Below are 25,743 nucleotides of genomic sequence, written 5' to 3' on the forward strand. Positions count from 1 at the left end.
ACGACTTTTGAAAATAGGTGGATGCAATTATAAAGATAAGAGGTATGGGAGGTCTTAGCTTATACCTTCCCCATTACCCACGCTATCCTCATCTGGATTCACAAAAACCAATTTACCATCCGTATTTTCGGTCATTAAGATCATGCCCTCACTTTCTACCCCGCGAAGTGCTCTTGGGGCCAAGTTAATAAGAACGGTCACTTTTTTGCCCACTATTTCTTCCGCTGTAAAACTTTCCGCAATACCGGAAACTATGGTTCTAGTGTCCAGTCCTGTGTCTACTTTCAATACTAATAGTTTCTTGGCTTTCGGCATTTTTTCTGCTTCCACGATGGTGCCTACGCGCATATCTAGTTTCGTAAAATCGTCAAAAGTAATGGTGTCTTTTTGTGGCATAAGTTCTTTGTTCGCGTTTTCGTTCGCCTTTTTTGTAGCTTCAAGTTTATCTAATTGGGCCTGTATTTCGCTATCCTCAATCTTTCTAAAGAGCAGTTCGGCCTTATTTATTTTGTGATTTGCGGGTAACAGTATTTCTTTGGTAGAAACCTCTTTCCAAGAAGTCTTAGCTTCCCCTGAACCGACGGCCAATATATTTTTAAGTTTCTCAGAAGTGAACGGTAAGAAAGGTTCACTCAAAACAGATAGTGCAGAGGCGATTTGAAGCGCAACGAACATAATGGTCTTTACACGTTCTTCATCTTGCTTAATTACTTTCCAAGGTTCTTCATCTGCCAGATATTTATTTCCTAAACGAGCCAAATTCATCAATTCTTGACCTGCTTCCCTAAAACGATACCGTTCAATGGAATTGGAAATGATTTCAGGATATTTCTGAAGCTGCTCTAACGTTTCCTTATCTACTTCGGAAAATTCAGATGGAGACGGAACAATACCTTCGTAATATTTGTTTGTCAAGACCACTACGCGGTTAATAAAGTTTCCGAGAATAGCAACCAATTCATTGTTGTTCCTCGCCTGAAAATCTATCCAGGTAAAGTCATTATCCTTGGTTTCCGGTGCATTTGCGGTTAAAGTGTACCTAAGTACATCTTGCATGTCCGGGAATTCCTCTAAATATTCATGTAACCACACGGCCCAATTCTTAGAGGTAGAAAGTTTGTTGCCCTCTAAGTTTAGGAATTCGTTGGCAGGCACATTTTCCGGTAGAATATAATCGCCATGGGCTTTTAAGATAGCAGGGAAAATGATACAGTGAAAAACAATGTTATCCTTTCCTATAAAGTGAACCAATTTGGTTTTTTCGTCTTTCCAATAGGGTTCCCAGTCTTTGCCCTCACGTGCTGCCCATTCTTTGGTTGAACTGATATAACCTATAGGTGCATCGAACCAAACATATAGCACTTTGCCTTCGCCGCCTTCAACAGGTACGGGAATACCCCAATCTAAATCTCGGGTTACGGCACGTGGTTTTAATCCGTCATCGATCCAGCTTTTGCATTGGCCATATACGTTAGGTTTCCAGTCAGATTTATGTCCTTCTAAAATCCATTCTTTTAGAAAATCCTCATATCTATCCAAAGGTAAAAACCAGTGTTTGGTTTCTTTGGTAGTCGGTACAGAACCGGTAATGGTAGATTTTGGATTAATGAGGTCCGTAGCGTTCAAAGTAGAGCCACAGTTTTCACACTGGTCTCCATACGCTTCTTCAAATCCACATTTGGGACATGTGCCCACAACAAAACGGTCCGCCAAAAACTGTTTGGCTTCTTCGTCGTATAGTTGAGCGGTAGTTTCTTCAATAAAATCGCCTTGCTCATATAGCTTCACGAAAAAATCTGAAGCTGTTTTATGGTGAATTTCCCTAGATGTTCTTGAATAATTGTCAAAAGTAACCCCAAAATCCTTGAACGATTTACGAATGATCCCGTCATATTTGTCAATAACCTCTTGGGGGGTAATACCCTCTTTCTTAGCTTTCATTGAGATAGCTACGCCGTGCTCGTCACTCCCACAAACAAAGGCAACATCATTACCGTTGAGGCGTAAATAACGTGCGTAAATATCTGCGGGTACGTATACGCCGGCCAAATGACCAATATGTATAGGGCCATTTGTATAAGGTAAGGCGGCAGTAATTGTATATCTCTCTGGGTGTGTAAGCTTTTCGGCCATTGATTTCAAATTAGGGTGCAAAAGTACTGATTTTGCACAGCATTACACAAGCAGATTTAATGAAGGAACTATTTAGTTTATTTCTTTGGCAGGTAAGTGAAACAAAAAAAGCCTTCGTTAGTCTCAATTCTAACGAAGGCTTTATAAATTATTGGGATGAGCTGATTATGCAACCATAACCGATTTGCTCATTTTGTGCTGTTGTACTTGAATACGATAGATATACTTGCCAGCCGCTAAATGTCCTGGTATTCTATCTTTAATATTAATCTCATTTACACCTTCGGACATGATGGCATTACTTATTGTACCTACTTTCTGTCCGATAATATTGAAAAGCTGAATATCTACATGGGCCGTAACGGGCATTTCCAAATAGATATGTGGCGAGTTTTCAGTAGGATAAAATGGTTTGTGAACAATAGAATTTAATTGTTCATTATTAGGTATTACAGGTTTATCCGTTAGTCCACCATCTGGTGAGGTAGGAATTGTTGGTTCACCATCACTATAAACAATATCGGGGAAATCGGTTCCACTACAATTAAATCCTAGATTAACCGGAGCATAGGTATGGCCTAGTAAATGTTGTTCCACTAAAGGTATGGGTACACAGAGCCATTCCGCCAAAACGGTGGCGTATAAGTCTCTGAAATCCATGGTATATTCTAGGTTACCTCTTCCATCTGGATTATCTAGTGTAGGGTGCTCTCCAACAAAAGCACTGCCTTGCAAACCTGGGCCAAAGAAAAGTGTTGGTGCTGCTTTACCGTGATCGGTTCCGTTAGATCCATTTTCAAAGATACGTCTCCCGAACTCTGAGAAGGTCATGCTAAGCACATTGTCATCATGTTCAGTATAAGCCAAATCTTCGTAAAAGTTGTCAATTGCAATAGAGAGGTTGCTCATTAATCGTTCGTGAGCCAATGGTTGGTTTCCGTGGGTATCAAAACCGCCCATGGAAATCATATAGACCTTTGTTCCTAAATTTCCTTTTATTAATCGAGCTAATAATGCCAGTTGTCTTGCAAAACTATTGGTTTGATATTCTACTTGGTTTGAACCTCTTTCCCAAGCTTCGTGGATTACACCAGAATATTCATAGGTGGTATTGGCCACACCTCTTAAAAATCTTAATTGGTCACCATACATACAGTCGTTAAATAACTCTTGTTCAAGACCGTAGCGAACGCCAGATTCTGCTATTTCTTCAAGTTGCTCCACATTGGAGGTTACAAATGCATAATTCGTTTCGTCTCCCTGAAAAACCAAACTTCCGAACTGACCAATTTGAATGGCAGCCGGAGCGGGTGGGGGAGAAATTAAGTAATCTGGGTAACATTCTTCAAAATGTCTTCCCATCCAGCCTGTGTTAAGTCCGCTGAAACCAGTTGAGGTTAAATCTGTATTGGCAAAAATATCAGACCCCGTAAAATGGGAAAGGCTTTGACCTTCGTAGCCCACACCATGAACCGCCTTAAATTGACCTTCGGCCCATCTAGGTTCTAATGACTTCATATAGGAAGGTATGCCGTATTCGTCCGTTAGTTTTAAAACTTTACTCTCGGGCACATAAATATTAGGTCTCGCATTGGCATACAAATCGAATTGATCGATCGGTATAACCGTACTAAGTCCATCATTACCACCGGAAAGGCGAATCAATATGAGAATATTATCGGTTTCCGTACCGGCTATAGCTGAGGTTAAAGGTGATGGGGCCGATGCCGTAAGCATATTACTGCCTAACATCATTGAGCCTGAACCTGCTATGCCTAATGCTTGTAAAAACGAGCGTCTGCTCCAAGATTTATGCTCTTGATCGTGACCTTCGTGTTCTAGTCCTTTATGGGGATCTGTGTGGTGAGTATCGCACATAATAGTAGGTTTACTTTAGTTGAAATTCTGGTTGTCTTGCAAGATATTGTATGAGTAGATATACTTGGGAAGGACCTTCCATTGCGGTGGCCAAGGTCCAAGTTGGAGTGCTTCCTCCCTCATAATATTGAGGAGGGACTTCATTTCTAAAAATAGCATATGCTTTATCGTATTCTGATTGGTTCAGCAAACCTTTTGGAAGTATAAAATCTATAATGGATTTTGCTACGATGTCTGGGTTGTTACTTGTGAGTCCGTCATTTCCTGATAATGAAAGGCCAAGAGTTCTAAATTCTTCGTCATCGGCATTAAAAAAATCTTCTAAGATGGTTTCTATAGTTAACCACCTGCCTATCATGAAATTGGTGTTGATCCACGAACGGTTTCTTTGCCAACCTGCCACATCAAATGGGTCAAACATACGCTGACTTAAAAGTCCGCTGTAGTTTATAAGACTTGCAATTGTGGTATCGTCATAACTAAAACTACTTTCTTTTACTAAGTTGAAATAGAAATCAAAAGGACTTTTTATAATAACTCCAATGGCTTCATCGTCAAAAAAATGTTGACTTTTAAACAGCTCGGATAATACTGGTGCAATCTCAAAATCATTGGCAATGAATATCGATGCCATACCCGAAATGATTACTTGTGCGTTTCCTGCATTGTCTTGGGAATCAGGATGAACAAAAAATTCATATAATTTTCTGCAGATGAATTCCGCTATTTCATTGGATCGTTGTTCAAATAGAATATTAATAACATCGTCATATCCCCAATTGCCCGCTTGTCCAAAAATGGTTTTGCTATCGGTGTCATGACGTTCGGCATCAAAAGTTACCTTTTCACAACCCAACTCACCACGCTCCACATAACCGGAAAGGGCACGTGCAGTTTCTATAATATCTTCTTCGGTATAATTGTTTCCTTCGCCTAAAGTAAATAACTCGTAAAGCTCTCGAGCGTAGTTCTCATTGGGGTTGTGGCCGTTATTGTAAACACCATCTAGGTAGTAGAGCATGGCGTCCGTAAGGCCAATTTCGCTCACAAACGTTTTAAAATTACCTAATGCGTTTCGCTGTAGGCAATTAACATAATGATATAGAAACGGGGTACATTCGTAAACATCTAGTTCTGTAACAAAATGATTGCTCCAAAAAAAGCTCATTCGGTCCAGGAGATTGTTGTTTAGCATACTTTTGCCATAGGCTAAACTAAAATCGCTCTCCTGTGTTCGTCTCAACTGATTGCGTAACGTATTGTCTTCAGGGTAGTTGCTACCGTTCCAATCTGCCCATTCAGGAGCAGGTATAAGAGGAGCGCTCATAGCTTGCGCCATAAGGGCGTTTACTATAGTTTCCGCAGTGGAACCAACAGCTTGATCTATAGTTTCCACGGAGGCACTAAACCCAAGTCTTCTGTACAGGTGAGCCGCCCTAGTTCTGTCTAAGGGAGTGGTATACAGAGCCAACGGCGCTGTATTACAGTTAACAAAATATTCCATAATTTTCGTAGGCTTTAAAGAACCGTTTCATGTGTTTGGGGCTAGTTCTTAACGTACAAAGATTTTGGATAGTATGTCTTTTCTGGTATTTTCGACATACTGTTCAATGATTTACGGTCACAATCCAATTTTTGATGTTGGTTTACGTGCTTTTTCGACGAATTACCTTTTTTATTAAGATTTAGATGAATTTCTATGGGAAAACATAACGAATTTGGCAAAGAAGGAGAGAAACTGGCTGCCGACTTTTTGCTTAAAAATGGATATGAAATCCACTGTAAAAACTACCGTTATCTAAAAGCGGAAGTTGATATCATAGCTGAAAAGGAAGACATACTGGCTATAATAGAAGTGCGTGCTAGAAGCAATGATCAAATTATACCGATTGCGGAAACTATAACTCCCAAAAAAATAAAGCTTTTGGTCAGTGCAGCAGATCAGTACATTACTGAAAATGACTTGGATATAGAGGTTCGTTTTGACGTAATAACTATCTTAAAAAATCGAAAAATATTTAAAATTGAACATTTAGAAAGTGCTTTTTATCATTTTTAAAGTAATATTAACTAGTTAACTGTAATGGTATGTGCCCATTTTTAAGGGGAAAGTGAGATATTCTGAAATTTTCGAAAAGAACATTATACACAATTTGTTTTATTTGTAACAATATGTTATTTTTGCTCAGCAATCAATACTTATGAACCCATGAAAACGATTTCGTCCGTAGTTGAACAGTACATTAAAAAGAAGCCTTTTTTGCAAAGTGCGCTTGCACAGGGTATTATTAATTTAACCTCACTTTCTAGGATCGTAAAACCTGAAATTGAGAACGAATTAGGAAAGGACATTCGCAATGGTGCAATCGTTATGGCTTTAAAGCGTCTTTCTGACGATTTAGAGTTTAGGGCCACTCATAAAATTATTAAAGTTCTAAAGAATATTGGTGAAATTACCGTGCGTTCATCGCTCACAGATTTTACTTTTTTGGTTTCGGAGTCTATTCTAGAGAATCAAACACAATTACTTGAAGAGGTAAATAAGAACAAAGATGTTTTTTATACGTCTTCGCGTGGGGTAAATGAACTAAATATTGTTGTTAGTAATAGTTTAGACGGTACGGTAGAAGAGCTTTTTAAAAATGAAAAGTGTACGCAAAAGGCAATGCATTTATCGTCTATAACGGTAAAACTTCCTGCTGAAAACGTATCGGTTCCAGGCATTTATTACTTTATTTTTCAGCGTTTGGCGTGGGAAGGAATTGTACTTTATGAGGTGATTTCAACCACCAACGAGTTTACCATCCTTGTGGATGATAAGCAAGTTGATGTTGCTTTTAAGACTATAAAAGACTTAAAAACTCTTTAAGAGGCTACTTTCTCAAAAGTTCTACAACTTCTTTATCGCTTTCTGGCTTGGCTATAATACGTTTATCCGAATCTAATAGGAAATACGTAGGCGTCTTCTGTATATCGTAGGTTTGGGCGTACTTACTTTCCCATCTGCCTAGGGCAATGGCATGTTCAAAATCCGGTAGTTTTGCGGATTCAGGTGTCCATGTAGTTGTATCGTCTTCCAAACCTATGGCAATGACCTTTACGTTATTGTGCTGTTTAAGTTCTTTATGAAGTTCGGGAAGCTCTTTTAAACAATGTGAGCAGGTACTGCTCCAAAAAACGAGCAGATATTTTTCTGCTCCATCAATAGTGCTTAATTTTTTTTGAACATTAGCCGTAGTCCATTCTAGTTCTGGTGCTTTGGCGCCAATTCGCAAGCGATGTTGAGCTGCCAATGTCTGAGCCTTATTTGGATCGCTGGAAGCGGGAATAAGAGGTTCTAGATAAGTGTCGTAAATAAAATCTGTAGTATCGTGCAACCCGCCGTTGGAACTCATTTTCCATATGTTATAAAATACATCAAATTTATAAGCATCGGCTACAGGGGCAAGTTGGGTGGATACTTCCTTAATATTGGCCTGAATTGCTTTTTCAGTTTCTCCAGCAGATAGGGGTTTTGCAGGAAGGGCCGTAAATACGTAGTTCTTGAGCTTGTCCGTTAAAAAGTCCGAGGCTTGTAAAACTTTGTTGTCCACTTTTAGATGGTCAAAATAATGCTCTTTTTTATGGACGATGTAATCTTCAACCGTTTCAAATTGTGAGGGGGTATAAGGTTTGTTGGCTTTAATAAAATGCTCTACCATTAGGTTTTTAGCCTGTTCTTCATAGGCTTCTTGGGTGGTTCTTAATTGCTCGGTACATTCTTGGAATTCCTTTTTATCGGATTTTCCCTCTACATAAAAATCTACTAGCTGCTCTACTAAGGAACCAATTGCTCGGAAGTAGGAGGTCATGATTTTATTTTCTTTGGAAGAAATGAACGAAACCCCCTGGTTTTCGTTAAAAGCTAATTCAATATTTTCTTTGCCGTTGTAAATGACATCAAAATAGAACTCATCTTGAGGTACCGCGTAAACTAAACGATACATGCCCGGACTGGCATTTTCCGGTATTTGCAATGTGAATTTTCCATCTTTAATTGTGGTGTTCGCCACAAAAGACTGTGAACCCGGCTTTAGTTTATAAGCCAATAAATACTTGTAATTGCTGGCAGGCGTAAAAGTACCGGAAATGCTATATTGTGCCTGTGCAAAAAATGCAAAAAGCAGGGTGAATAAGACTAGAATTTTTTTCATGATATAAATGCTCCAAAAATGATACCACAAAAGTATTAGTTTTGGGACGATACCCTAGTCTTTTATTGCATTTTCATTTGCTGAGCGAAAGGGTTCCGGAGCACAGCAATCTTGCGTACCACCTACTTCTACTGATGATGAGCCAAATACTTGAATGGTAGATTTAATAAAATCTTCTTCGTTAGCTTTATAGATATTGTCTACATATTTTTGTGGATTTCGGTCAATGTACGGAAACCATGTGCTATGTATTTGAATCATAATACGGTGGCCCTTTTTAAACGTATGTAGTATGTCTTGCAATCTGAAATTTACATCACTTGGTTCACCTGGAATAAACGGTTCGGGCTTTTCAAAGCTATTTCTATATCGGCCTCTAAAAACTTCTGCACGAACCAATTGTTGGTAGCCTCCCATGATAATATTATCCGGATTGTGCTCATAATTTTTGTGGTCGTTAGGGTAAACATCTATTAATTTCACGATAAAATCACCGTCTGTTCCGGTCATGGCTACTTTAAGTTTTGCCATAATTTCTCCAGCTAAAACCTTGTCGTCTTTCAGAGCATCGGTTTCAAAAGTTAATACGTCCGGGCGTCTAGAGGCATGTCTTTGATCGTCTGACATGTACCTTCGTGGGGTAAAGGTCAGCCCTTCCGTCTGAGAGGTATATGGAACTGGTTTCTGAGGGTCGCTCGTATATTCAAAGACCGCCTTTTTATCTATAGGCTTATTAATGCTCAATTTTCCGTTTTCACCAAAATAAAGGCTAATAGGTTCAATTTCTTTAGGAGGCCATACATCAAAAGTTTCCCATTTTTTTGCGCCTGTATCAAACATGTAAGCTTCGGGTAGGGTATCCGGTCCATCTTCTTTTAAATGGTGGGCGAAGAACTTACGCTCAATGTTTTTTAAGTAGAAAGATGAAATGCTATCTCCAAAATAAATATGGTTATGAACGGTTTTACCTTTTTCACGTGCCCATCCACCATGGTCCCAAGGCCCCATAACAATACTGTTCTTGGCTTTTGGACTTGTGGCTTCAACTGTTTTATAAATATTTAATGGGCCGTAGAGGTCTTCGGCATCAAACCATCCGCCCACGGTCATTACGGCATGGTCAATTCCCTTTAAATGAGGGAGAATATTTCTCTTTTGCCAAAACTCATCATAATTGGGGTGTTCAATAATTTGGTTCCAGAAAAAGTTATCGTGATGATAGTTTTTCGTAATGTTTTTTAACGGTCCCAGTTTTAGGAAAAAATCATAGGCGTCAGGAGCAGGGTTTCCGTACAAACGCATCAATTCATCCATATACCAAGGATCTCTAGTAAGGCTGTCTTTTTGGTAACCGAAAACGGCAAAGGCAGCACTGTAGCTTTCTAGATAGGCCCCTTGGTGATGAAAATCGTCAAAGAAAAAATCAGCAATTGGTGCTTGGGGAGATGATGCTTTTAGTGCAGGATGTGCATCTATCATACCGGCAGCGGTGTAGTGGCCAGGGTATGAAATGCCATACATACCTACACGACCATTGTTTCCTTTGATGTTCTTGATCATCCAATCTATGGTATCGTAGGTATCTGAACTTTCGTCTATATCTTTCTTGTTTCTGCGATTGTTACCCGGAATGTTCGGTCGCATATTATCAAATTCTCCATCAGACATGTACCTCCCGCGTACATCTTGAAAAGCCAAAATGTAACCATCCTCGATTAAATATTTAGATGGGTAACTGCTATAATTATAATTAGAGTATTTACTGGCATTGTAGCACGTACGGTTCAGTAAAACCGGGTAGTCTTTAGATTTGTCTTTTGGGGTGTAAATAGCTGTAAAAAGTTCCGCACCATCACGCATAGGAATTCGGTATTCCTTTAAATCGTAATGCTGTCTGAAATAAAGTGAATCAGCATTTTGAGCTTGGGAAGGCAAAACCACCATGGCTATTAGAAGGGCAAGGATAAACCTGATTTTCATAGTCGTGTTTTTCTGTGTGTTTAAAGATAACTATTTGTGCGGTTTTGAACTAGTCTCGCAATTTGGAAAAAAGCCATTCATTTTTAAGTTCATGTTGTTCAGGGAAGGCCCAATGACGGGTTTCTTGAAAAACATGAAGTTCTTTTTTAGCAGGGATAAGATTGTATGCGGCATAAGTAGAGACAGGCGGACATACATTGTCATTGTAACCCCAGCTGTACCAACCTTCTGCCTTTACAAAGCGTGAAAAATTAACCACATCAAAATATTTTGATACTTCTATTTTTTCTGGTTTATTGGTAAAGTCATCTAGAAAAATCTGTGGCCAACCACCGGCACGACCATGTAGAAAACCAGTTAGGTCGCTCAAAGCAGGGTAGAACGCTGCTAAATAATCAATGCGGTCATCCAGCCCGGCAGTTACAATGGATAGCGCACCACCTTGACTGCCGCCTGTAACGGCAATGTCCTCGCCATTAAAATTGGATACACTTTCTAAAAAATCTACTGCGCGAATGCAACCAAGATATACCCTACGATAATACGCTTGGTCTTTATCATCCAGGTTAATTGTATTGTAATTACTTAAGGCACCTGCCCTTAAATCATCATAAACTTGTTGGTCAAGATTAACAGGAATACCATGGATGCCAATAGTGAAGGTTACGAAACCTTGAGCCGCTTCATCTACCTCTCCGTAATAAGGTCTGATACCTGCACCGGGCACATGTAAAATAGCAGGATATTTCCCTTCTTTTTTAGGGGTACAGAGTATGCCGTAGATTTTTCCTTTTATATTATCCAACCGTACGTGGTACACATCTACCTTGTCCGTGGAACGTTCCGGCATTAATGTCATAACCGCATTCATGGGTATAGCTGCAAGTTCTTCTTTTCCTTTATTCCAGAAAGTTTCAAAGTCAGAAGGCAGCGTAGTTGTTGCCCTTATTTTTTCTGGAGAAAAACCAGCGGTAGCATATGAACTATATTCTTTACCGTCTACGGTAACTCTTGCCGTACACCGTAGGAATCCAGGTTCATTGAATTTATTCGATTTTACTTTTACAGTTCCGTTTTTTAAGGTCAGCTGGCCTTCATCCCAAACTTTAACCGAACGATAACCAGGGTCGGTTTCAACAGTATACTTAATACTAATGTTTTCCAAAGGAACGTTATTGCGCAAAACCGTGATAGAAAATTCCGCTCTTTCACCAACCTTATAGGTCCAGTCGGTATGGTCAGGAGTTACGATTACATTTACAAGTTCTTTGCTAGGTTGAGCACTTAGATTTAAGCATAGAAGAATGGTAGCCGCTAGGCCAAAGCAGATTTTCAGTTTCATTGTAATGTGTATTGTTTGGTCAACAAAAGGTTTCAGCTAAAAGACAGATAGCATTTTAGCTGAAACTAATATAGTTGATTAAAAAACATTTATGAAACCGGTTCAACAATTTCCGAAAACGGCGCCATTGCTTTTAATGCTTTTTCTACGGAAGTGATGCGTTCAAAAACTAATAAGAGTCGAAGTCCGTTTCTAGTTTGCTTTTCTTTGATTTTGCAATGCTGTGGATGACTCTGTACAAATTGTAAAACTCTCGTAAAAATAGCGCTTTGGTAAAATGTAGACTGCTGGTCCGAAATAAAGTAGCCGATCAGTTTACCTTTTTTCATCACTACTTTTTCTATACCAATGCTGTTCGCTATCCATTTAATGCGTACCGAATTAAGCAAATCATCTGCCTCAGCAGGAAGCTCGCCAAAACGGTCTATCAATTGAGACTCGTACTTTTGAAGGCTTTCTTCATCCGAGATATCGTTAAGGTCCGTATAAAGGGTAAGTCGTTCCGTAATATTATTGATGTAATCATCAGGGAAAAGCAACTGGAAGTCAGAATCTAATTGGGTTTCTTTTACAAAGACTTTCTCTTTGTGCCCTTCTACTTCTTCATACAGGTCTTTAAACTCGTTCTCCTTAAGTTCGTCAATAGCTTCGCCCAGTATTTTTTGATATGTCTCAAAACCAATTTCGTTGATAAAACCACTTTGTTCACCGCCCAATAAATCTCCCGCACCACGAATCTCTAGGTCTTTCATAGCAATATTAAAACCACTGCCCAACTCCGTAAACTGGGCCAATGCTTCAATACGTTTTCTAGCTTCTGTAGTCATGGATTCGTAAGGAGGCGTAATGAAATAGCAAAATGCTTTTTTATTGCTTCGCCCTACACGGCCTCTCATTTGGTGGAGGTCGGATAGGCCAAAATTGTTCGCATTGTTTATGAAAATAGTATTGGCGTTGGTTACGTCCAGCCCGCTTTCAATAATCGTGGTAGACACAAGAACATCAAACTCCCCGTTCATAAAGGAAAGCATGAGGGTTTCCAGTTTTTTACCATCCATTTGACCGTGACCTATGCCTACTTTGGCATCCGGAACAAGGCGTTGTATCATACCGGCAACTTCCTTAATATTCTCAATGCGGTTATGAATGAAGAAAACCTGACCGCCACGTTGTATTTCGTAGCTAATAGCATCACGAATTGTTTCTTCTCCAAAACGTATGACCCTACTTTCGATGGGGTAGCGATTTGGTGGTGGGGTTTTTATTACTGACAGGTCGCGCGCGGCCATTAGGCTAAACTGCAAAGTTCTTGGTATAGGCGTGGCCGTTAAGGTGAGTACATCTACATTCTCTTTAATGGATTTCAGCTTATCCTTCACGGAAACACCAAACTTCTGTTCCTCATCGACAATGAGAAGTCCTAAGTCTTTAAACTTTACATTTTTGTTTACCAGTTGGTGCGTGCCTATTATGATATCTACTTTACCCGCTTCTAATTTTTCTAAAGTTTCCCTACGCTCTTTTGTGGTTCTGAACCTGTTTAGGTAATCAACGTTTACAGGCATTTCTTTTAACCTTTCACTAAAGGTACGGTGATGCTGAAAGGCTAGAATTGTAGTAGGAACCAATACCGCTACTTGTTTGCCATTATCCACGGCTTTAAACGCGGCACGAATGGCAACTTCAGTTTTGCCGAAACCTACATCACCACAGATAAGGCGATCCATAGGTCGTTCGCTTTCCATATCTTTTTTAAAATCTTCCGTGGCCTTACTTTGGTCTGGGGTATCTTCATAAATGAAGGAAGCTTCCAACTCGGTTTGTAAGTAACTGTCAGGGTCATACTGAAACCCTTTTTCAAGTCGGCGTTTGGCGTAGATTTTAATTAGGTCAAAAGCAATTTTCTTAACCCGTGTTTTTGTTTTCTGTTTAAGTTTTTTCCAGGCAGCGGAACCGAGTTTAAATATTTTTGGTACCGCACCATCTTTCCCGTTAAACTTGGATATTTTATGAAGCGAATGAATGCTGACATAGAGAATGTCTCGCTCGCCGTACATTAATTTAATGGCTTCTTGCTTTTTGCCTTCTACATCAATCTTTTGTAATCCGCCAAATTTACCGATACCATGGTCAATATGGGTAACGTAATCGCCAATTTCCAGTTTGTTGAGCTCTTTAAGCGTAATCGCCTGTTTTTTGGCGTAGCCGTTTTTAAGGTTGAATTTATGGTAACGCTCAAAAACTTGATGGTCCGTATAACAGACCAGCTTTTGGTCGTCATCAATAAAACCTTGGTAAATAGGGGTAACGATAGTTTGATAGTCTACATCCTCATTTACCTCTTCAAAAATGGCATGAAAGCGCTTAGCCTGTTGCTCGCTCGCACAGAAAATATAATTAGTATACCCTCGGGCTTTGTAAGCGTTTAGGTTTTCGATTAAAAGGTCGAACTTTTTATTGAACGAAGGTTGTGGGTGGGTGTTAAACTGAATGGTAATTGCGCCGTTCATGAATTCTGAAGTTGTAGACGCTTCGGTAGTCATTAGGGCGAAAGTTTTCAATTGTTTTCCGAAACTGTCCGAATTCATAAAAAGAGCTTCGGGTTCTACATGCTTAATGTCCTTTGATAACTTAGAAAATGTCTCAACGGCTTTTCCGAAGAAATCGTCCAAACGGTCAAAGACGTAATCTGTGTTTTTAGCAAAAATTATAGTGTCTGCGGAGACATACTCTAAAAAATTCTGCCTTTTTTCCTCTAAAAATTTATTCGCTACGTTGGGTATAACGTTTATTTTATTGACCTTGTTGGTAGATAGCTGCGTGTCTACATCAAAAGTTCGGATGCTGTCCACTTCATCACCAAAAAACTCAATTCGGTAAGGTTCGTCATTAGAGAAAGAAAACACATCTACGATACCGCCACGTACTGAAAATTCACCAGGTTCGGTCACAAAATCGACCCTTTTAAATTTGTATTCAAAAAGCACCTCGTTCAAAAAATCGAGGGAAATGGTATCGTTCAATTTTACTTTAAGCGTGTTTTTCTCCAACTCCCTACGGGTAACCACTTTTTCAAAAAGAGCATCCGGATAGGTAACGATAATCGCTGGTTTCTTGCGAGAATTAATACGGTTCAGCACTTCCGCACGCAATAGTACATTGGCGTTGTCCGTCTCTTCTATTTGATAAGGTCTTCGGTAACTGCCTGGGTAAAAAAGCACATCTTTCTCGCCTACAATTTGCTCAAGGTCGTTCAGGTAATAGGCGGCTTCCTCTTTGTCGTTGAAGACTAAAAGAAAAGGCCTGTCCGCTTTCTGAAAAACGTCTGAAAACACAAAGGATAATGAAGACCCTGTGAGCCCCTTTAAAACAATGGTATTTTCTGAATTTGATTTTTTTTCTGAGTTTGCCGGAAATTTTTGGGCAATAGTATCCTGCAGTTTTCGTGTTTGCGAAGACTGAGAAAACAGTTGTTGAATAGAAGATTGCGTCAACCGTTATATTTTTTAAGAACTCGAATGAAATGCTACCGCTATGCACCCGAGACGATATTACCTTGGCCTAAAAATGAAATCGGCCTTTAGATTTTGAGGTTACAAAGATAATGAACTCATTTAATGTTTTTGCTCTCTTTTGTGCGATATCGAATAATAATTAAGCTAATATGATTGGAGGAATTCGTCTAGCGTTAACAATTGATTGTGTAGCATTCATTTAATCCGCCTAAAAAATGCAAATTGACTACCTGAGAATTAGGCCCATACTTTACTTTTTGGGTCGAAACAATAGCTAAAGAAAGATGGAAGAACAAAAATATGATGTATTTGTAATAGGAAGTGGAATTGCAGGTCAGACCGTAGCGGAAACTTGTGTAAAAGAGGGACTCAAGGTGGCAATTGCCGATAAGCGGGAATATGGAGGAACATGTGCAAATAGGGGCTGTGACCCTAAAAAGGTGCTCTTGGGGGCTACGGAGGTAATTGAGGTAAGTACTAATCTTTTAGGAAAAGGAATCAAGGATACGCCAGCACTGAGTTGGAAAAAGTTAATGAAGTACAAAAAAAGTTTCACATCTCCCGTACCTCAATCTACCAAAACAGACTTGAAAGAACTGGGTGTTGATCTGTATTATAAATCTCCAGAATTTTTGGATGAGCAAACACTTTCTGTAGAAGGGAAAACCATAAAGGCCGATAAAATTGTTATAGCTACTGGTTTTGAACCACGTAAATTAGATTTTAAAGGCAATAAATACCTTAAAACAAGTGATGATTTTTTGAGTCAAAAGAAGCTTCCAAAGAAAGTTACTTTTATAGGTGCAGGTTATGTAGGAATGGAATTTGCCCATATCGCGGCTAGGGCCGGAGCACAGGTTACGGTTATAGATTCTGGAAAAAGACCATTGAAACATTTTGATGCCGATTTAGTGAAAGAGCTAACTAAATATTCCAAAGAAATGGGAATAGAATTTATTTTTGATGCTACCATTACGGGTATCAAAAGGGGGGCGAAAAATTTGAAGGTTTCCTACGATAGAAAAGGAAAGTCCGAGAAGCTAAAATCCAGAGTGGTTTTTAATACGGCAGGACGTGTTCCTGCAATTTCACAATTGAATTTGGAGAAAGGAAATGTAGATTTTGGTAACAGCGGAATTGAAACGAACGATTATCTTCAGAGTAAGAGCAATAAAAATGTGTATGCTTGTGGTGATGTTGCGGACAAGGGCTTACCGCTTACACCACTTTCCGGTAGAGAGGGATATGTGGTCGCAACCAATATTCTTGAGGGGAACAAAAAGAAAATTGATATTCCCGTTACGCCATCAGCGGTATTTACGTTACCTAATTTGGCATCGGTAGGTTATTCTGAAGAAGAGGCCAAGAATAGGTATAAGAATGTAATTGTGAATTTTAAGACGGCTTCAAAGTGGTTCAATGCCAAACGCATCAATGCACAGGTTTATGCCTACAAAATTATTTTGAACGAACGTACGGAGGAAATTGTTGGCGCGCATCTTATTGGGCCAGATGCTGGTGAAACTATAAATTTGTTTGCTTTGGCCATAAACCAAGGTATGACCGCCAAGGAAATTAAACAAACCATTTTTACCTATCCATCTTGGTCTAATGATATTAAATCTATGGTTTAAAATGGGATAAAAATGTTTTCAATTTTTGTGTAACCGTTCTTTGAGTTTTTGACCGGGACTCGTCTCCCGGTTACGAAGCCCGTGCGCAGCTGAAGAGATGAAAAGAATAATCGCTGCTGCCAATGCAGAATAGGCAACACTTTCTATTTCACCTTTATGACGAACAAAAATAGCAACCAAGGCCCAAACGGCCACTAAGGCAAATTCCCGCATATTTCGTGTCCAAGTAATGGCAAGGTTAATTATCATTGCAATAGCTATGAGTATAATGGTCCAAGCGACTTCGGATAATGGGCCTCCGTTCCAACCTAATTTAGTAAGATATGCGGATATGTTGGCAATCGTTGCTACGGTAATCCATCCGCTGTACAAACAAATGGGCCACCATACAAAAGCGAGGACCTCAATGGGTGCGTCCCATTTTTCCATATTTGTATTTAGGATGATTTTTATCAGGGAAATAAGAATGCCCAGCATAATCAGAACCGATATGCCTGTATAATCATAAACAAATGCCAATACCCATACAGAATTCAGGAGGTTGGCCATTAGAAACCAATAACCCGTTTGTTCTATGAAATCACTTTTTTTAGTGCTAAAAAACGCCCGCTTTACCTGAAAGATAGAGTAGGCCAAGAGGCTTAAAAATATTAGTCCCCAAATGGAAAATGCATAACCGGCGGGAGTAAAAAGATTATCATATCTGGCACTGATTTCACCTATTGTAGTTCCGTTTAGTCTAAAAACTTGGGAAAGGTAATTGACCAAAATCACAAGAATTACCGAAAATATATTGAGGATGGAGTATGTTTTGGCCATATTTTTCTGCTTTTAACAAATGTAATCTGCACATTTGATATGTATGAATGGCATCCCTATTAAAAAGAACTTAATTAAAAAGGACATGCGTTGAGAATTACACTTTAATTACCTCATCATCGGCAATAACAAAAACCTGATCACTCTCTTGAGGTTCTAATACGTATGTTCCGGTAAACGCCCCAAAAGCGGGCAATATTAATTGATTGTCCGTTTTGAAAAAACAAGGTAGCCTTAGGAATTGGCGCCCAAAACCTTTCATTTTTATAGCAGGATGAATATGTCCGCAAAAGTTGAATAGCCCTTCTCTTTCTTCTGGGTGATGGGTCAATAAGAAGTGGTCTACAATTAATTCGTCAAATTGGTCTATTTCCAGAGCTTCAAACCTTTCGGGAGCTATGATATCATGATTTCCAGTAATCAGTGTGATTTTTGACGGGGTTTTGGCAATCCAATTTTCAAACAATGCCCATTCCTTATTTATATCCGAATGAAACAAATCCCCTAAAAAGCAAACATTGAACGGGTGATAGGTTTTGATGAGTTCATCCATCAAAATATAATTTTTATGCACGGCATATTTTGGAACTGCAGCCCCAAATTTTCTAAAATGCGAGACTTTCCCTAAATGCACGTCACTAATCAAAAGCGTGGATTTTTCCTCCCAAAAAAGAGCCCCGGATTGGTGCATGACAAAATGTTGATTTTGTATTTCTAAAGATGGGGTCATAACCAACAAAGATACTAAATGGATAAATGATCCGTTTTGTAAAAAATCAAATAACAAAAACCCAAACCTTTACTTATGAAAAGAAGTTTTATTTTGTTCAGTGCAATCGCTCTAGGTCTATTTTCGTCGTGCAGTGATGACGATAGTTCTGATAGTCCAGAAGATGCATTATTAGGTTCTTGGCAAATCACGGCAGAACTCGAAAACGGTGACCCGTACGAGTTGGATAAATGTGATTTAGAAGAGACTATCATATTTCGTTCTGATGGCGTCTTTGAGTTTTTTGATTATGATCCGGCAGAAGATAATGAGAATGAATGTGTTCTTGATGATAGTTCTTTGGGAGAATGGTCTAGCCTTGCAGACGGTAAATTAACTGTTGTAGAAGATAATTCTAAATCTTATACTGTAGACTATTCTATTTCGGGCAGTACATTAATGATTACTGATGTTGAAGAATATGGGGATGAAATTGTTGTTTATGAAACTTTCTATACGAGAAAATAAAAAAGTACAGACATTGTAAAGTACATTTGAATAACCTGCTAAGTTTCATAGATTTGGCAGGTTTTTTTTTATGTCTATTTCTTCATCAAAATTTTGGTCATTCTTTTAATACGGTCGGCCAGTTTTTCAGTACTTAACTTTTCACGCAGTCTGTCCGTAATGATCGGGAAGGAGAACGGTGTTGCTTTAGCACATGGTTTCCATACGATATCTTGCTTTGCAATACGTTCTAATGCTATTCTTAAACGACCTTCTTCCAGTTGATGTTCAAAGGTTTCCGTAAATGCTTGCTGAAAAAGAAGATTGTCTGCCTCGTAATCACGAAAAACATCAAACAAAAGTTGAGAGCTACTTTGTAAATGTTTCATTTTAACGCCTTTGTTCGGATATCCCGTAAAGACCATCCCACTAATTACCGCAACATCCCTGAATTTACGGCGTGCCATTTCATTGGAGTTTAAGCTGTTTTGTAAGTCGGCCAACATATAATCCGTAGTAAGCAAATTATTATCTAAAACCGCTTGTATGTCTATAGGTTTATCGCTCAACATCTCAAAACCATAGTCGTTGAATGCCAAGGAAACCGTAATGGGTTGCAATAAACTAATGCGATAAGACAACAAACTGCTCATGGCTTCATGCACTGCCCTACCTTCAAACGGATAGCATATATGATGATAGCCATCTCGGGTCTTAAATGTTTCGATTAAAAATTCGTCAGGCGTGGGCACTATGCTTTCTTCCCGTTGCTTGTCAAAAATATGTTTAAGCGATTTCAACTCCGGACCCTGCAATTCATTGGCTGCGGCTTTGTAGAGTTCTTGCCGAAGTAATTCTGACATCTGTGCAGAAAAACTAAGTCGGCCACCCATCCAACTAGGCACTTTGTTCGTCTTTTTAGTACTGTTCCGTACATGTGCTTGCATGCCTTTAATGCGAATGAATTCTAAATTTCTTCCTGCAAACGTAAAAACATCACCTCGTGTCAATTTAGAAATAAAATACTCTTCTATAGAGCCAATATACCCTCCGGTTTGGTATTTTACGGTGATGGTAGCATCGCCAACAATAGTCCCAATTTGAAAACGGTGGCGCATTGCAATACCACGGTTGTTTACTTTAAACTTTCCGTCTGCTTCAACTTCTACCTTTTTGTATTCGTCATAACTGCTTAGGCTCTGGCTGCCCATTACCAAAAAATTCAGTAACCACTGCCATTGGTCTTCGGTAATACCTTGGTAGCAAAATGTTTGTTTGATTTCCGGAAAGATTTCGTTAGGATAAAATCCATCTGAAACCGCTAAAGTGGTTAAATATTGGAGCAAAACATCAAAACTATTCAGATAGGGGAGACGGTCTTCCACAGCATTATCTCTTACGGCGACTTGCAGTGCGGAAGCTTCAATCAATTCCATGGCGTGCGTGGGTAAAAAATGGATTACACTTTCCTTTCCCGGTCTATGGCCACTTCGCCCGGCACGTTGTAAAAAACGCGCTACGCCCTTGGGCCCACCAATTTGTATGACCGTTTCCACAGGTGCAAAATCTACCCCTAAATCCAAACTAGAGGTGCAGACTACCGCTTTTAAACTTTCATTGCGAATGGCCTGTTCTACCCAAAGCCTTGTTTCTTTGTTAATGCTCCCGTGATGCATGGCTATTTCACCTGCGTATTCCGGATGCTTGGCTAATATTTTCTGAAACCATATTTCGCATTGGCTACGCGTATTGGTAAAAAGCAATGTGGTTTTACTATTGTTGATTATCGGCACCACCTCTTCTAATAAATGCAGGCCCAGATGTCCGCGCCACGGAAAAGTTTCCATACTTTTTGGGATAATGCTCTTTACCGTGATTTTCTTTTTAAGGTTGGCCTTTATCATTACTGAATTCGCTAACTCGGGAGAGGAAGGGCCTAGAAGAACCTCTCTGGCTTGTTCTAAATTTCCGATGGTTGCAGAGATGCCCCAAACACGTAAATCTTTACAAACGGTTTTGAGCCTACTTAAGCCCAGTTCCATTTGCACCCCACGTTTGGTGCCCAGCAATTCATGCCATTCGTCTATGACAATGGCACTACAATCCTTAAATGTTCTTTCGTAGTTTTTGGAGGATAATAGCAACTGTAGACTTTCTGGTGTAGTGATCAGCAGATCCGGCATGGTTGTTCGCTGTTTTGACCGTTCTTTGGTAGTCGTATCTCCTGTGCGTATGCCTACGGTCATCTGCGTGCCTAAATCTTCGGTGATACGCTCTGCGGATTGTTTTATTTCTTGGGATAAGGCTCGTAACGGGGTAATCCAAATAGCTTTTAGCCCTTTTTTATGTTTGGTTTTGTATTCGGGATTTTGCTTGATGTAATTTAATACTATGGGAAACCAAAGTGCATAGGTTTTTCCGCTACCCGTTGGTGCGTTTAAAAGACCGTGTTTACCTTGTAGGAAAGCTTTCCAAGTGTCTTTTTGGAACTTGAAGGGTTTCCAGCCTTGTTGGGTGAACCAATTTTTGGCAATATCGTAAAGCTTTTCTCTGTTCATGAATGGATTAGGGAATCATAGACTTTAAATCATTTAACGAGTTTGCCTCATGAATGGTCTTGTCTTTTCTCCAGCGCAAAATTCTTGGAAACCTTGTTGCAACGCCACTTTTATGTCTTTTTGATAGCGCAATACCTTCAAAAGCAATTTCAAAAACATGGTGCGGTGTAACGGAGCGTACAGGGCCAAAACGTTCCAATGTATTTCTTTTGATCCAGGCATCCACCTTTCTAAATTCCGCATCTGTAAGTCCGGAATAGGCTTTGGCAAAGGTTACCAATTCTTTTTCGCCCGCTTCGTTCTCGTTCCAGAGGGCAAACGTGTAATCTGTAAAAAGGTTACTACGTCTACCGTGACCTCGCATCGCATAAGTGAGTACGGCATCTATTGTTAACGGGTCTACTTTCCACTTCCACCAATCTCCTTTTTTTCTTCCTACTAAATAAGGGGAGTCTTTGCGTTTCAGCATTAGGCCTTCACTGAACATTTTACGCGAACGTTTTCTTTCATTTGCAACTTCATCCCAAGAATTAAAATGCATTGTTTCCGAAAGATGTAAAGGAAGTTCAGTAGTTTCTAAATTATCATAGAGCTTTTCTAAAATCGCCCGGCGTTCGGTAAAAGCCAGGTTCCTGATGTCTTCTCCGTTCCATTCCAAAATGTCATAGGCCTTAAGAATAACTGGAACCTTATTTAGTAAAGCCTTAGAAACGGTTTTGCGCCCTATACGGGTTTGCAAGTTGTTAAACGTACCTATTTGGTTATCAATATAAGGAAGTATTTCTCCGTCAATAACAGTGCCGTTTGGTATCTTATTGATAAATAAGTTGAATTCCGGATACTTGTCCGTCACCAGTTCCTCTCCACGACTCCAAACAAAAAGCTCATCATTTCTGAGGATTACCTGAGAACGTATACCATCCCATTTGTGCTCAGCGGACCATTGTTTAACCTCGCCTAAGTCTTCGGGCTCATCTTCTATAGCATAAGCCAAGTAAAACGGATATGGTTTGGACAAATAGTCGCTTTCGTTTTCTTCCAACACTAATTCCTGAAAGGTAATTTTATTCGGGTCCCAGTTTCCCATGAGTTTATAGGCCAAGATATCTTCATCTATTTCGGTTGCCCTGGCTAAAGCTCTGGTCATAAGTTTCTGACTTACACCAATGCGAAACCCGCCCGTAATCAATTTCGTAAAGACAAAGCGCTCATAATAATCAAGTACTTTCCAATTCTTAAAAAGGTAAGCCTTTTTGTCTTCATCCGTTTTCTTTTTTAAAGCAATCATTTCCTCAAGAAATTGAGTCAATGTCTTTTCTGTGGATGATTTACTGGAAGGGACAATGAGGGCTATAGTTTCAGCCAAATCCCCTACGATATGATAGCTTTCTTCAAAAAGCCACAACGGAATATTGGCGAGTTCCGAAGCCCACTCCCGTAACAAAGTGGTATTGACCGGCCGTGGAGGACGCCGGTGCGATAGTATAGCTATGGTCCAGACCTTATCTTTATCCGTTGCCACCAAAAAATATTCGGTAAGAGCCTGAACCTTTACATTGGTTTTATTGGTGCTGTCCAAAGTTTTGATGAGAGCGGCAAAACCTCTCATGCCCAGTTCTGTTGAAGCAGTTTCTTTTTTTGTTTCTGTTTCCATTGTCTGCTGTTGCTTTAAGAGGATTGGGTTTCTAGGGCGGTCGTTTCCGCAGCAGCAATATTATCTTCCTCGTCCCCATATTGCATTTCTTCGGTACGGGCGTCATACCCCTGCTCACGTAAGTACTTGCTAAATATATCCGTGTAGCCGTGGGTGCAGATAATTTTTTCCGCGCCGGTTGCTTCAATGCTAGATAACAGTCCTTGCCAGTCGCAGTGGTCACTTAATACAAAACCTTTGTCGATAGCCCGCCTGCGTCTCGCCCCCCGGAAGGTCATCCATCCACTTGCGGAAGCGGTTACATAAGGCACCATTTTACGAATCCAAGTACTGCCGTGCGCACTTGGTGGTGCCAAAACCATATTACCTAGAAGTTCTTCTTTTTTTGTTTCCTTTGTAATTAATGTGGTTTCAGGAAAATCAACCAAAGGCCTTAAAACATTGGTCATATTTTCTATGGCGCCATGGGTATATATTTTACCAATATCGGTGTTTAAATATTTTAATAATCGCTGTGCTTTCCCTAAACTGTATCCAAATAAAATTGAGGTTTTTCCTTCTGATTGGTTTTCTGCCCACCATTCATTTATACTGGACATGACCTCTTGTTGAGGTGTCCATTTAAAAGCAGGTAAACCAAAGGTACATTCGGTAATGAAGGTGTTACACTTTATAGATTCATACGGTGTAGAGATGCCATCATTTTCGGTTTTGTAATCGCCAGTAAAAACCCAAACTTCACCTTTATGTTCTACGCGTATCTGAGAAGAGCCGATAATATGACCTGCTGGATGCAGACTGAATTTCACATTGTTTATCACAAATGTTTCGCCCCATTCTTTGCCAATTACGTTAATTTCACCAAGGCGATGACTGATGATAGGAACGTTTCTATGATGTGTAATATACTTTTTGTGACCCCATCTGCTGTGATCCGCATGGCCATGGGAAATGATGGCTTTGTCCACCGGTTTCCATGGGTCTAAATAAACCTTAGCGGCACTGCAGTAAATGCCCTTGTTCGTAAATTCAAGAAGTGGTTTTTTCATGCTTGTAGAAAGTTACGTAATTTTTTAAATGCCAATCAAATGATGTGTAGTTGGGAGTAATGGGTGATATGACGCCCAAAATAATCAATCAGTTAGAGGTGAATGACCTCTAAAAAAATTATATTTGCTGCCAATAAAATTGATAAATATGGCAATCGCAGATTTATATACTAGTGGTGAGCATAGGAGAAACCTGGCACACTTTGCAGCTATTGCAACTTTGGCTAGCATAGATGGTGAAATAAGCTCAGAAGAAAAAAGTATGTTGGACAACTTTGCAGCAAAGTTGGATATTACGGAGTCTGAGTATAAAGAGGTCTTGAAAAAGGAGAATAAATATCCTATTGACCCACCTCACACCTCGGAGAAAAGATTAGAGAGGCTTTATGATCTTTTTCGTATCATCTTTTCAGATCATTTTATAGATGATGAAGAAATGGTACTATTAAAGAAGTATGCTATTGGTTTAGGTTTTTCAGGAGAACAAGCCGATGGGATTATTGAGAAATCTGTAGCTATTTTTAGTGGTCGAATAGATTTTGACGATTATCTATACCTGTTGAAGCACTAATAGAATAAGTAAAAAGCCCGTAAAAATTCTAAATTTTTACGGGCTTTTTTTATTTGGTAGAAATTAGGATATAGCTTCTGCCATATTTTAGTTACATGTGCTTTGCACGAGTCATTCTATATTGGATCAATGGTATTTATCTAAAAACTCTTGAAGTTTTTCTACCATGTTCCTGCTTCCGCAGAAAAAAGGTACACGTTGGTGCAGCTCTGTAGGAACAATATCCATGATACGTGTTTTGCCACCTGTGGCTAAGCCGTTAGCCTGTTCCGCTAAAAACGCCATAGGATTACATTCGTATAATAAACGTAGTTTTCCTTCTTGCGTTACACTGCTCTTAGGGTACATATATATACCGCCTTTAATCATGTTTCTATGGAAATCAGAAACTAAAGAACCAATATATCGGGAGGTGTATGGTCTGTCACCTTCTTCTTGTTGGCAGTATTTGATATAATCTTTAACTCCTTGGTGAAAATGGATGTACTTTCCTTCGTTTACAGAGTAAATAGTACCGTTTTCAGGAAACTGCATATTGGGGTGTGATAGATAAAAAGTTCCAATAGCAGGGTTTAATGTAAATCCATTCACGCCATCACCGGTTGTATATACAAGCATTGTAGAGGTTCCATAGACCACATATCCTGCGGCCACCTGTTGATTTCCAGGTTGTAAAAAATCTTCCAAAGTCACAGGTGTTCCTACTGGAGTAACCCTCCTGTAAATAGAAAAAATAGTTCCTACCGAAACATTTACGTCCACGTTAGATGAGCCGTCCAAGGGGTCAATTAAGACCACATATTTATTTTGATGACGCTCATCATTACTATTTATTGTGATGAAATCATCTTCTTCTTCTGAAGCGATCCCACACACAATCTCTCTGTTGGCTAGCGTGTTTATGAATTTCTCATTGGCAAAAACATCTAATTTCTGTTGGTCTTCCCCTTGAATATTAGTTTCTCCGGCTTTACCAAGAATATCCACCAGACCTGCTTTGTTTACTTCATGATTGACCACTTTTGCGGCCAGGCGAATGGCATTAATCAATTTAGAAAGTTCACCCGAAGAATATTGAAACGAAGCTTGATTTTCAATAATAAATTCTCCGAGAGTTTGGTTTTTTTTGTGCTGCATGGTTAGAGTGTTTATTTGACCACAAATATCGGCTATTTTGTGAAACTATGGTTCAATGGTTTAT

18 protein-coding genes are annotated in these 25,743 nt (G+C 39.5%); 5 read left to right on the forward strand and 13 right to left on the reverse strand.

The genetic code is table 11. The features are described 5' to 3' along the window. Positions 1–54 precede the first annotated feature (54 nt). The 3 genes from metG to P0077_RS09845 all read right to left on the reverse strand — a co-directional run bounded on the left by metG (position 55) and on the right by P0077_RS09845 (position 5,515). Positions 55–2,133, reverse strand: coding sequence for a methionine--tRNA ligase (gene metG / locus P0077_RS09835; RefSeq protein WP_276169004.1), 2,079 nt, complete (start codon positions 2,131–2,133; stop codon positions 55–57). Positions 2,134–2,298: 165 nt separating this feature from the next. Then, a complete protein-coding gene (locus tag P0077_RS09840; RefSeq protein WP_276169005.1) occupies positions 2,299–4,011 on the reverse strand; it encodes a DUF1501 domain-containing protein in 1,713 nt (570 codons plus the stop codon). Positions 4,012–4,021: 10 nt separating this feature from the next. Continuing rightward, positions 4,022–5,515 (reverse strand): DUF1800 domain-containing protein, encoded by a 1,494-nt coding sequence (locus P0077_RS09845; protein WP_276169006.1) that lies wholly within the window; start codon positions 5,513–5,515, stop codon positions 4,022–4,024. 195 nt (positions 5,516–5,710) lie between these two features. Here P0077_RS09845 and P0077_RS09850 point away from each other — a divergent pair, with 195 nt between their 5' ends. Together P0077_RS09850 and P0077_RS09855 are read left to right on the forward strand one after the other, a co-directional pair. Then, positions 5,711–6,070 (forward strand): YraN family protein, encoded by a 360-nt coding sequence (locus tag P0077_RS09850; protein WP_276169007.1) that lies wholly within the window; start codon positions 5,711–5,713, stop codon positions 6,068–6,070. A gap of 150 nt (positions 6,071–6,220) precedes the next feature. Continuing rightward, positions 6,221–6,880 (forward strand): aspartate kinase, encoded by a 660-nt coding sequence (locus P0077_RS09855; protein ID WP_194525687.1) that lies wholly within the window; start codon positions 6,221–6,223, stop codon positions 6,878–6,880. A gap of 4 nt (positions 6,881–6,884) precedes the next feature. Here P0077_RS09855 and P0077_RS09860 read toward each other — a convergent pair whose 3' ends face one another. The 4 genes from P0077_RS09860 to mfd form a co-directional block, all read right to left on the reverse strand. Beyond that, the gene (locus tag P0077_RS09860) at positions 6,885–8,204 is read right to left on the reverse strand and encodes a TlpA disulfide reductase family protein (RefSeq protein ID WP_276169008.1); all 1,320 of its coding nucleotides are present in this window, start codon (positions 8,202–8,204) and stop codon (positions 6,885–6,887) included. Positions 8,205–8,258: 54 nt separating this feature from the next. Continuing rightward, positions 8,259–10,184, reverse strand: coding sequence for a CocE/NonD family hydrolase (locus P0077_RS09865; RefSeq protein WP_276169009.1), 1,926 nt, complete (start codon positions 10,182–10,184; stop codon positions 8,259–8,261). Between the two features lie 49 nt (positions 10,185–10,233). Further along, a complete protein-coding gene (locus tag P0077_RS09870) occupies positions 10,234–11,526 on the reverse strand; it encodes an acetylxylan esterase (RefSeq protein WP_276169010.1) in 1,293 nt (430 codons plus the stop codon). Between the two features lie 89 nt (positions 11,527–11,615). Beyond that, positions 11,616–15,020: a transcription-repair coupling factor gene (mfd, locus tag P0077_RS09875; RefSeq protein WP_276169011.1), complete on the reverse strand. Its 3,405-nt coding sequence runs from the start codon at positions 15,018–15,020 to the stop codon at positions 11,616–11,618. Positions 15,021–15,325: 305 nt separating this feature from the next. Here mfd and P0077_RS09880 point away from each other — a divergent pair, with 305 nt between their 5' ends. Next, positions 15,326–16,675 carry a dihydrolipoyl dehydrogenase family protein gene (locus P0077_RS09880; protein ID WP_276169012.1) on the forward strand — a complete coding sequence of 450 codons (1,350 nt, stop codon included), beginning with the start codon at positions 15,326–15,328 and terminating at the stop codon, positions 16,673–16,675. Between the two features lie 18 nt (positions 16,676–16,693). On the opposite strand, the gene P0077_RS09885 is transcribed toward P0077_RS09880, so the two are convergent. Both P0077_RS09885 and pdeM read right to left on the reverse strand, forming a co-directional pair. Then, positions 16,694–17,494: a TspO-related membrane protein gene (locus P0077_RS09885; RefSeq protein ID WP_276169013.1), complete on the reverse strand. Its 801-nt coding sequence runs from the start codon at positions 17,492–17,494 to the stop codon at positions 16,694–16,696. Between the two features lie 97 nt (positions 17,495–17,591). Further along, positions 17,592–18,224, reverse strand: a complete 633-nt coding sequence (gene pdeM, locus P0077_RS09890; RefSeq protein ID WP_276169014.1) for a ligase-associated DNA damage response endonuclease PdeM — start codon at positions 18,222–18,224, stop codon at positions 17,592–17,594. Between the two features lie 75 nt (positions 18,225–18,299). On the opposite strand from pdeM, the gene P0077_RS09895 reads away from it, so the two are divergent. Further along, positions 18,300–18,731: a lipocalin-like domain-containing protein gene (locus tag P0077_RS09895; protein ID WP_276169015.1), complete on the forward strand. Its 432-nt coding sequence runs from the start codon at positions 18,300–18,302 to the stop codon at positions 18,729–18,731. 74 nt (positions 18,732–18,805) lie between these two features. On the opposite strand, the gene P0077_RS09900 is transcribed toward P0077_RS09895, so the two are convergent. Genes P0077_RS09900 through P0077_RS09910 form a run of 3 tightly spaced genes read right to left on the reverse strand, consistent with a single transcriptional unit; the run spans position 18,806 to position 23,971 of the window. Further along, the gene (locus tag P0077_RS09900; RefSeq protein WP_276169016.1) at positions 18,806–21,268 is read right to left on the reverse strand and encodes a ligase-associated DNA damage response DEXH box helicase; all 2,463 of its coding nucleotides are present in this window, start codon (positions 21,266–21,268) and stop codon (positions 18,806–18,808) included. Positions 21,269–21,275: 7 nt separating this feature from the next. Continuing rightward, positions 21,276–22,877 (reverse strand): ATP-dependent DNA ligase, encoded by a 1,602-nt coding sequence (locus P0077_RS09905; protein ID WP_276169191.1) that lies wholly within the window; start codon positions 22,875–22,877, stop codon positions 21,276–21,278. Positions 22,878–22,936: 59 nt separating this feature from the next. After that, positions 22,937–23,971 (reverse strand): ligase-associated DNA damage response exonuclease, encoded by a 1,035-nt coding sequence (locus tag P0077_RS09910; RefSeq protein WP_276169017.1) that lies wholly within the window; start codon positions 23,969–23,971, stop codon positions 22,937–22,939. A gap of 148 nt (positions 23,972–24,119) precedes the next feature. Between P0077_RS09910 and P0077_RS09915 the strand changes: the two genes are divergently transcribed. Continuing rightward, positions 24,120–24,542 (forward strand): tellurite resistance TerB family protein, encoded by a 423-nt coding sequence (locus P0077_RS09915; protein ID WP_276169018.1) that lies wholly within the window; start codon positions 24,120–24,122, stop codon positions 24,540–24,542. Between the two features lie 126 nt (positions 24,543–24,668). Here P0077_RS09915 and fbp read toward each other — a convergent pair whose 3' ends face one another. After that, on the reverse strand, positions 24,669–25,679 hold the full coding sequence (fbp, locus tag P0077_RS09920; RefSeq protein ID WP_276169019.1) for a class 1 fructose-bisphosphatase: 1,011 nt from the start codon (positions 25,677–25,679) through the stop codon (positions 24,669–24,671). Positions 25,680–25,743: the final 64 nt, after the last annotated feature.

The organism is Zobellia alginiliquefaciens (genome assembly GCF_029323795.1).
In the GTDB taxonomy this organism is placed as follows: Bacteria; Bacteroidota; Bacteroidia; order Flavobacteriales; family Flavobacteriaceae; genus Zobellia; species Zobellia alginiliquefaciens.